8 protein-coding genes are annotated in these 9,971 nt (G+C 41.4%); 7 read left to right on the forward strand and 1 reads right to left on the reverse strand.

The annotated features are described in order from the left end of the window. Positions 1 to 112: 112 nt before the first annotated feature. The 5 genes from ACM0OP_RS14255 to ACM0OP_RS14275 all read left to right on the forward strand — a co-directional run bounded on the left by ACM0OP_RS14255 (position 113) and on the right by ACM0OP_RS14275 (position 5,117). Complete coding sequence (locus ACM0OP_RS14255) at positions 113 to 931, forward strand: hypothetical protein (protein WP_414529074.1); 819 nt, start codon at positions 113 to 115, stop codon at positions 929 to 931. A gap of 9 nt (positions 932 to 940) precedes the next feature. Then, positions 941 to 2,680: a DUF389 domain-containing protein gene (locus tag ACM0OP_RS14260; protein ID WP_414529075.1), complete on the forward strand. Its 1,740-nt coding sequence runs from the start codon at positions 941 to 943 to the stop codon at positions 2,678 to 2,680. 104 nt (positions 2,681 to 2,784) lie between these two features. Then, positions 2,785 to 3,669, forward strand: a complete 885-nt coding sequence (locus ACM0OP_RS14265) for a YihY/virulence factor BrkB family protein (protein WP_414529076.1) — start codon at positions 2,785 to 2,787, stop codon at positions 3,667 to 3,669. A gap of 20 nt (positions 3,670 to 3,689) precedes the next feature. Beyond that, positions 3,690 to 4,082, forward strand: a complete 393-nt coding sequence (locus ACM0OP_RS14270) for a DUF4112 domain-containing protein (RefSeq protein ID WP_414529077.1) — start codon at positions 3,690 to 3,692, stop codon at positions 4,080 to 4,082. A gap of 102 nt (positions 4,083 to 4,184) precedes the next feature. Further along, the gene (locus ACM0OP_RS14275) at positions 4,185 to 5,117 is read left to right on the forward strand and encodes an alpha/beta fold hydrolase (protein WP_414529078.1); all 933 of its coding nucleotides are present in this window, start codon (positions 4,185 to 4,187) and stop codon (positions 5,115 to 5,117) included. Between the two features lie 54 nt (positions 5,118 to 5,171). On the opposite strand, the gene ACM0OP_RS14280 is transcribed toward ACM0OP_RS14275, so the two are convergent. Continuing rightward, a complete protein-coding gene (locus ACM0OP_RS14280) occupies positions 5,172 to 5,930 on the reverse strand; it encodes a pantothenate kinase (protein ID WP_414529085.1) in 759 nt (252 codons plus the stop codon). 170 nt (positions 5,931 to 6,100) lie between these two features. On the opposite strand from ACM0OP_RS14280, the gene ACM0OP_RS14285 reads away from it, so the two are divergent. Next, positions 6,101 to 7,825: a diflavin flavoprotein gene (locus tag ACM0OP_RS14285; protein WP_414529079.1), complete on the forward strand. Its 1,725-nt coding sequence runs from the start codon at positions 6,101 to 6,103 to the stop codon at positions 7,823 to 7,825. A gap of 98 nt (positions 7,826 to 7,923) precedes the next feature. Next, on the forward strand, positions 7,924 to 9,636 hold the full coding sequence (locus ACM0OP_RS14290; RefSeq protein WP_414529080.1) for a diflavin flavoprotein: 1,713 nt from the start codon (positions 7,924 to 7,926) through the stop codon (positions 9,634 to 9,636). Positions 9,637 to 9,971 lie beyond the last annotated feature (335 nt).

A 9,971-nucleotide genomic window follows, 5' to 3' on the forward strand; every position in this document is an offset into this window, starting at 1 on the left:
AGTTTAGCTGAAGAAACCATGAGTAATGAAGTGATACATTAAGGCAAAGCAGAAAGCAGCATTTATAATGCCAGTTATTTGTCTTTGAGTCGCTGCTTTAAAAAGAAGTTTTATGTCACAAGACAATCAAAATCCACAACCAGGTTCTTCTCGTCCCCCTTCAGGAAATCAATCTCCTCAACTACCGTTTTGGAAGGTTAAGGTTATCCAAGTTCTTAGAGGGACGATGGGACTTTTGGAAACGGCGGTAGTTCAACTAGAGACTCCCCCAGCAGAAGGTACTGAAGAAACACCTACTTTTTGGCAAGGTGTAGACACACAATGGAATAGGTTTTTAAGACAAGTCCGGTTGTTTTTACCCTCAAATGTTTCTAATAATTTGTCGGATAGGGTTTTAACTGGTATTTTAAGTGTGATTACTGTGGCAATAGTTTGGACAACGGCTACTGTTTTAACTCAAAAACCGACGGAGGTAGCTATTGTTCCCCTTCGTGAGGAAATTTCACCACCTTCACCAACGATTACTATTCCCCCAGAGTTAACAGTACCGGAACCGATACTAGAACCGATACCGGAACCGATACCGGAACCGATACCAGAACCCACACCGGAACCGATTTTAACATTGACACCGGAAGAATCTTTAATTGCAGCTATTGAAAATCAAGTGGCGGAAATTAGCGATCGCTTCGCATCTGGTTTAATAGAATCAATACAAGCTAACTTCCGTAGTAGTAGTTTAACTGTGGAAATTAATGATGATTGGTACACTCTCCCAGCATCGGAACAACAGGAACTAGCTACGGAAATCTTACAACGCTCTCAAGAACTGGATTTTAGTCATTTAGAAATCATTGATTCCCAAAATAGACTGATAGCACGTAACCCAGTTGTTGGTAATGAGATAATTATTTTCCAACAGTCATATTAGGAATTTGATATGTTTAGAAACTGGTTTGCTAATAATTTAGGCGTGGGTCAAGCTCGTAAAGAGCAAGTATACCTAGATATATGCAGTTCACTCAGCCTGGATGATGCTAGTTATTGGATTCAAGTTCTGTTTGCAGCTGGTATTGCTACCCTGGGACTAGTTCTGAATAGTCCAGCTGTGATTATTGGTGCAATGTTAATTTCTCCTTTGATGGGGGGAATTTTAGCCAATGGACTGGCTTTAGCTGCGGGTGACGTAATTTTAGCCATGCGCGCCCTGCTGAATTTGCTTTTGAGTTGTTTTGTGGCTATTTCCTTTGCTGTGTTATTGGTGACATTGCTACCATTTAAGGAAATTACCAGTGAGATTTTAGCTAGGACTCGACCGAATATTTTGGATTTAGTAGTAGCCCTGTTTTCTGGTGCTGTGGGTTCAGTGGCTATTTGTAAAGAACCTAAAGGGATGGCGACTTCTATTCCTGGTGTTGCGATCGCAGTTGCTTTAATGCCACCATTGTGCGTTGTGGGATATGGTATCGGCATAGCTATCACCGTCAATATAAATCAAGGAATACGGGTGGCTGGTGGTGGTGGGTTACTTTTTTTCACCAATTTGGTGGCGATTACCTTCACCGCTATGTTGGTGTTTCTGGGGCTGCATATTGATAATGATTTGGTGAGAGCAAAGGTGAGGGAATGGCGACAAACCCATCCAGAGAGTATCTGGGTTCAGGCATTATTAGAAAAATTACCGGCTTATGGCAAAATTAGAAAAATTGGCTCGTTACCTGGGAGATTTTTATTAATTTTGATTACGATTGCTGCAATTCTTTTTCCTCTCAATCGTTCTTTAAGTCAATTAGGAAGAGAAATCGCCATACAACAACAAGATAATCGTAACCGTAATTCAGCTACGGATGTATGGCAGAAAAATTTTGCTTCTTTTCCCAATGGTGAACCACGTTCTTTTATTAGTACTATCTCTGTAGCAGAGCAAAACAAAAAGCTGACAGTGCAATTACAGGTGTTTACCAGTCAGCAATATTCATCTGAGGAAAGAGATCAATATATTGAGATGTTAGCCCCTCGCTTGGGAAAACCTCCGGAGTTATTAGCCTTAAAGTTAGTGGAAATTCCCACTGCATCAAATGAACTTTTGCGCCCAGTACCCAGGGAAAAACCTGTTGAACGTGTTTTAACGATTGCGGAATTACAATCAAATTTTGTGGAAGAAGTGCAATCTGCGTTGCGTGATGTCAGACTTCCGCCACCAGCAACAATGATTAGTTATGAATTGATTAGTAACCCAGTTGCACCTTTAAATATCCGGTTGGTGTATTTGAGTGAACGTGAGATTGATGGCGATGCTAAAACTCTAGTGGCTGATAGTATTAGAGGCCGTCTTAATTATCCATCGGCTGGTGTGAATCTGCAAAGAATCTCTACTGATGTGGGAGTTATATCTTTTGAGAGTGAGGAGTCAGAAATTACTTCCGAGGATAGGGAGTTGTTAGACGCTGCTGGCCAAGTTTTGCAGGAACAGCCAAATTTATTTTTGACAATAACTGTGAATCAGCAAGAAGATGAGTTAGCGGAAATTAGCCCCAGGCGATCGCAAGCCATCATAGAATATTTAGAATCACAGCAGCAAATTAGTAGCGATCGCATCCAGTGGCAACCAGGAACCGAATCAGAAAGTAGCGCAATACTCAAACTTACGGTAGAATCACTGGCACAACCACCAGAGTAAAATCTGACCAAATCTCGCTAATTTTTATCAGAGAAAAAACTTACAAAAATGACCTCCAGTAAGTTTTTCTCTATGGAATTGGTGCATCAGCCGTAATTTTAGTTATGCGTAAAACTCGTTTTATCAGTTTCTTCCGCCATCTCAATTGGGACATCCTCAAAAATACTTTGAGTAGGACAATGGAAAGGCGACTTTTGGGGCTAGGCTCAGAAATTGCCTTTAATGCCATGTTATCGTTGTTTCCTGCAATTCTCGCGCTAGTAACAGCCATTGGCTTATTTGAAGATTCCTTACAAGATACTTTCAGACAGATAGCAGCTGAACTCAGTCAAGTTGCACCCAAAGAAGTCTTAGATTTGGTGCGTGATTTTACCACCACAGAAATAACCCAATCCAGAAATGGTGGATTATTTTCTCTCAGCTTTCTGCTGGCGATTTGGACTGCTTCTGGGGCTATCAGCACCGCCATGAATGCTTTTGACCAAATTCATCAAATCCCGGCTGAGAAACAGCGTCCTTTTTGGAAATCCAAACTGGTTTCCCTGGGATTAACTGTCGCCACTATTTTATTATTTGTCCTTGCTTCTTTCTTGGTATTTATCAGCGACAAAGTATTGGGAATAATAGTTAATGAAAGTAGTTATTTTATTTTCTTACTGCATCTTTGGCAATTGTTAATCTGGCCTTTGGCACTAGGTATTATTGCTACTGCTTTTAGCTTTGTTTACCGCTATGGTCCGAGTAGTTGGAACTCTGGTACACCGATGATACCGGGTGCTATACTAGCGGCTGTTTCCTGGGCAATTCTCTCTGGTTTATTTCGGACTTATGTAGCAAATTTCGGTAACTACAACAAGGTGTATGGGGCTGTGGGTGCTGTGATAGTTTTAATGTTGTGGCTATGGATGAGTGCAACAGTGATGCTAATTGGCGATCAATTAAATGTAACTGTGGGTGAACGGATTCACTCAAAAATGGACGAGCAATAAAAATTCAAATCAGCGAACCTATGCCTGATTCATATCCCCGATTTTCTCAGTTTAATTCTGAAGCTGAAGCACTGACTTTTAAGCGCTTAAAACAACTCAGTCGCATCCTAGATAAAGTTGTCACCATTCCTGGAACACCAATTCACATTGGTTTAGATCCTCTTGTGGGATTTATCCCAGTGGGGGGCGATATTTTAGGAATAGTTCTTTCTAGCTATATCATTATTGAAGCGGCTAGACTAGGTGTACCTAAAGCTATTTTAAGAAAAATGGTTGTGAATGTGATTATCGATGGTTTGGTAGGTAGCATTCCAGTTCTAGGAGACTTATTTGATTTTATTTGGGTAGCTAATGATTATAATATCAAGCTATTAGAAGAATATTTCCAGTTACATATAAGAAAAAAATCATAGCAATTCTCATTTAAGTGTGGTGCAATCAGTAACAATTAAACGCAGATGGACGCAGATAAACGCAGATAGTTTTGTACATAGATAATAACTATTATTAATGATATGAAAGATTGGTGGCAGTCTAATTTTCCTCAAGGTAGGCAAAGTTTAATTATTAGTGATGGCGATGGTTATCCTGTACAAATTGCTTATGGTGAAGTTGGTACTGGTAAACCTTTAGTATTATTACATGGTATGGGTAGTTGGAGTTACAATTGGCGGAATTGTATCGCTCCTTTATCTAAATATTTTCGGGTGATTTGTTTTGATGCTAAAGGATATGGTTTCTCGGAAAAGCCAGGGTTTCGTAGGGAGAAAAATGGGCATCAAGTTATTGAATTAGAACGCATTCTTCAGGCATTATGTGTAGAACCTGCTGTAATTATAGCGGAATCTTTAGGTGGTTTAGTCGCTTTAGCTCTAGCTCAACAAAAACCGGAATTAATCGCACGGTTAATAGTTATCAATGTTCCTATTTTTGCTGACCGTTTACCCCATTGGTCAATGTGGATATTATCTCAAACTCCTAGAGAATTATTACAAACAGTTGATGATTTACGTTTATCATTTTTATTTGCACCTCTATTCCGAGAAGTTATGGCGATGGAAAGGCGTAGGGTGCTATTCAATCCTACAATTCTTACAGAGGAAGATGTTTATTGGATAACTTATCCATTTATTGAGTTTCCGGGAACTATTCTAAAAGTGGCTGAAGATTTACAACTAGCAGCCGCAGAAATTAAGAATTACGAATTGAATCAACCGAATATGCTGAGTACAATTCAAAATAATCTCGGTGCTATTCAGTCTCCGACACTAATTATGTGGGGAGATAAAGATAGTTGGTTTCCCGCTAGTCATGGGGAAAGGCTACATAAATCTATCCCGTTATCTCATTTGAAAATTATCAAGGACTGTTATCATGATGCTTCTATAGGTTCCTCTCAGGTTGTGAGTGCAGCTATTCTTGATTTTTTGGAGAAAACAAATTTTTGAGAAGTTGTAATTTAGGCAGATTGGAAGAATACAACCGCCGATAAAGGCTAATTTCTAGGGGAGAATTTTGATAATTTCTCTCATTCCCCAAAAGGTTAAGTTTGGTTCAACGATTAAATGAGCGGCTATTTCGGGGAATTGCTGTTGGAGATGGTTAAATATTAAGATGCGATCGCCACCTTTAATCACGATTTTGCCTTCAGGAAATAATTCTCTCCAGGTGGTAATAAAATCTTTAATTCCAGCTAACAAAGTGTAGATAATTCCGCTTTGAATTGCTGCTGTGGTATTCAAGGCAAAATGTGGCGGTAAAGAGATAATTTCTGTTTCTAGCTGTGGTAATTGTCCGGTTTTTTCACCTAGAATACTAAATTGTAAACCCAGTCCTGGCAAAATTGCACCTCCCACTAAAGACTGATTACCATCTGCACCTGTAAAAGTGATTGCAGTTCCCGCATCAATGACTAGCATAGGAAAACCCCAAGTTTTGCCAGCCCCCCACAAAGCCAAAGCCCTGTCAATTCCCAAGGTGGGATAAATATTTAATAGGGGGATTTCCGTTAAGGTAATGACGCGGATAAGAAGGTGATTTTGCCAAAGTGCAGTTTGCTGGGGAACCACAGAGGCTAAAAAAATCGGCGGATGGGGTGAGTTCTTGTCGCTGATTTCCCTAATGGTAGAACTGGGAGGAAAAATTTCTGCTAATTCAGCAATTGATTGACATTTAGCCACTTTTTGTGTTAAAGAAGCAGAAAAATGGTCAGTGTCCCAAGTGCTGTGGAGAGTATCACCGGAAAATAAACCCCAGTGCATTCGGGTGTTACCAATTTCCAAAGCTAACCATAGATTCTCTGTGCTTCTGAATGGGTTCACAGTTTTAGTTTTCTTAAGTTAGTTATAGGTTTTTTAATAAAACTTAATAATCAAGGCGTGTCACAATAAGAGAAGAGGAAAATATACTCATTGCGTTAAGGAGGCCAACTATGGTAGCACTCACCGAAAGAACAGAAAAACGGCTGACCATAGAGACTGTGGAAATTGCTCAAGAAACTATAGCAATTCGTTCTTTAGACTGGGATCGCGATCGCTTTGATATTGAGTTCGGGTTACAAAATGGTACTACTTATAACTCGTTTCTGATTCGCGGTGAGCAAACTGCTTTAGTTGACACTTCTCACGAAAAGTTTCGCCAGCTATATTTTGATACTCTCACAGGCATAATTAATCCTACAGATATTGATTATCTGATTATCAGCCACACGGAGCCAGACCATAGCGGTTTAGTCAAAGATTTGCTGCAAAAAGCTCCAGATATCACTGTTGTGGGTTCTAAGGTAGCAATTCAGTTTCTAGAAAATTTAGTTCATCAGCCATTTAAACGCCAAATTGTCAAAAATGGCGATCGCCTAGATTTAGGCAATGGTCACGAATTTGAATTTGTAATTGCTCCTAATTTACACTGGCCGGATACTATATTTAGCTTTGACCACAAAACCAAAATTCTTTACACCTGCGATGCTTTTGGGCTGCATTATTGCTCAGATAGCACCTTTGATGAAGATTTAGCAGCCATTGAAGCAGACTTTAAATATTACTACGAATGCTTAATGGGGCCAAATGCTAGATCGGTTTTGTCTGCCCTGAAGCGGATGGCTGAACTGAAAACCATTGACATGATTGCCACTGGTCATGGCCCCTTATTATCCCACAATGTGGAAGAATTAACCGGACGTTACCGCACTTGGAGCCACAGCCAAAGTAAAGCAGAAACAGCCATTGGCATATTTTACGTTTCTGAATATGGGTATAGCGATCGCCTCGCCCAAGCCATAGCCAAAGGGATTAGTAAAACTGATGTGGCGGTGGAAATTGTCGATTTGGGGTCAGGAATCGATTTACAAGAACTCAGGGAATTAGTAGGTAGGTGTACGGGAATAGTTTTAGGTATATCACCTGCGGGAAGTTCCACCAATATCCAAACAGCCCTCAGCACTATTATCGGATCTGTTAAGGAAAAACAAGCTATAGGGATATTTGAAACAGGCGGAGGCGATGATGAACCGATAGATCCTCTGTTGAATAAATTCCGCAACTTGGGTTTAACAACAGTTTTCCCAGCCATTCGGATTAAAGAAACCCCCAGAGAAAACACTTACCAACTGTGTGAAGAAGCGGGTACAGATTTGGGTCAATGGGTAACACGCGATCGCAGCATCAAAGCCATGAAATCCCTGGGTGCAGACTTAGACAAAGCCCTGGGTAGAATCAGTGGTGGATTGTATATTATTACCGCCAAAAAAGGCGACGTATCCAGTGCGATGTTAGCCTCCTGGGTTTCTCAAGCCAGCTTCAAACCGCTAGGATTATCCATTGCAGTTGCTAAGGATAGAGCAATTGAATCACTGATGCAAGTAGGCGATCGCTTTGTCCTCAACGTCCTGGAAGAAGGTAATTACCAAACACTGATGAGACACTTCTTAAAACGGTTCGCCCCTGGTGCAGATCGCTTTGAAGGTGTGAGAACCCAGCCAGCCCAAAACGGCGCTCCCATCCTCACCGATGCCTTAGCCTACATAGAGTGTGAAGTTGTAAGTAGAATGGACTGTGGCGACCACTGGGCAGTATATAGCAACGTTTACGAAGGACGAGTATCTAAGCCAGAAGCACTCACAGCAGTGCATCATCGTAAAGTCGGAAACCATTATTAAGAGAGCAGGGGAGCAGGGAGCAGGGAGCAGGGGAGAAGTTTTTTTCCAGTTCCCAGTCCCCAGTACCTAACCCCCAGTACCCAATCCCCAAAAAAGCTATGTCAGAAAATAAACCCCGTGATGTTCAGGTTCTCCCTATTGGCACAGATACAATAATATTGCGATCGCGCAGTTGGTCAAGACTGAGATTTGAAATTGAATATGCCCTAGCCAAAGGTACAACCGCCAATTCTTATATAATTCAAGGTGATAAAATTGCTTTAATTGACCCTCCAGGAGAAACATTTAGCCAAATTTACCTGGAAGCCTTGCAGCAACGGTTTGATTTAACCACCATTGATTATGTCATTCTGGGTCACGTTAACCCCAACCGCGCTGCTACTATCAAAGCCTTATTAGAACTAGCGCCACAGATTACCTTTGTCTGTTCTAATCCTGGGGCGAAAAATTTACGCACTACCTTAGAAAATCAGGATTTACCAATTACCATCATGCGAGGGGAAGAAACCCTCAACTTAGGTAAAGGTCACGATTTACAATTCATTCCCACCCCTAACCCCCGTTATGCAGATCAACTCTGCACATACGACCCACAAACAGAAATTCTCTACTCAGATAAGCTATTTGGGGCGCATATTTGCGGTGATCAGGTATTTGATGAAGGTTGGGAAAGCATCAACGAAGACCGACGCTATTATTTTGATTGTCTGATGGCTCCCCATGCCCGTCAAGTGGAAACAGCTTTAGATAAACTGGCTGATTTACCCACGAGAATGTATGCTACCGGACATGGCCCCATAGTCCGTTATGGCTTAATTGAACTGACGAAAGCCTATAGACAATGGATTCAACAACAAGCCTCGGCTGACTTGACAGTAGCATTGATTTATGCTTCAGCCTATGGAAATACTGCAACATTAGCCCAGGCGATCGCACGTGGTATTACTAAAGCAGGCGTAGCAGTAGAATCAATTAACTGTGAATTTACAGAACCAGAAGAAATCCAGAAAGCTGTAGAAAAATCCGCCGGTTTCATCATTGGTTCACCCACCCTGGGCGGTCACGCACCCACACCAGTGCAAACAGCATTAGGAATTGTCCTCTCCACCGCCACCAACAATAAACTCGCTGGTGTATTTGGTTCCTTTGGCTGGAGTGGTGAAGCCGTAGATTTAATTGAAAACAAACTCAAAGACGCGGGTTACAGATTCGGTTTTGATGCCATTCGAGTCAAATTCAAACCCGATGATGTCACCTTACAATTGTGTGAAGAAGCTGGAACCGATTTCGCCCAAGCCTTGAAAAAAGCGAAAAAAGTACGTGCTGTCAGCCAACCAGCCACAAATGTAGAACAAGCAGTTGGGCGCATCGTCGGTTCTCTATGCGTCGTTACAGCCAAAGAAGGTGATATATCCAGCGCCATGTTAGCCTCTTGGGTATCTCAAGCCAGCTTTAACCCTCCTGGTTTAACCATAGCCGTAGCTAAAGACCGAGCTTTAGAAACCCTCATGCACTCCGGAAATCAATTTGTTCTGAATATTCTCCCAGAAGGCCAGCATATCGGCTTAATGAAACACTTCCTCAAACCCTTTGGCCCAGGAGAAGACCGCTTTGGTGATATCCCGGCGGAAGAATCTGCAAGTGGTTCTCCCATACTCACTGAAGCCTTAGCATATTTAGAATGTTCCGTACAAGGTCGGTTAGAATCAGGTGATCATTGGCTGGTTTATGCCACCGTAGATAATGGCAAAGTATTAAATAAAGATGGTGTCACCGCAGTCCATCAAAGAAAAACCGGAACTCATTATTAAACAAAAAATTTTCAAAGTCCCCCACACTTGGATTATTTAGTCCACCGTTTACACACATCCTCAGCCAAAAAGGGTTTCCAGCCCTAAAAACCCAATTTCACCGTAAATCCAGTTCCCCTCCTCGCTTGCGGGGAGGGGCTACGGGTGGGGTCTTGGGGTCCTATGACACAAATGAGAATTTACCAACTTATGTTTACACCGTAGGAGATTTAGAAACTATCAGCATCAGGACTTTTCACCCATTATTTGCTCAAAAATCCTGCTTTTGGTTTCTGCAAAATAGACATATCCTTAATATAAACAATAAGGTATAATAAAGAACAAAAGCAAAGATT

This window comes from Nodularia chucula CCY0103 (genome assembly GCF_963923915.1).
In the GTDB taxonomy this organism is placed as follows: domain Bacteria; phylum Cyanobacteriota; class Cyanobacteriia; order Cyanobacteriales; family Nostocaceae; genus Nodularia; species Nodularia chucula.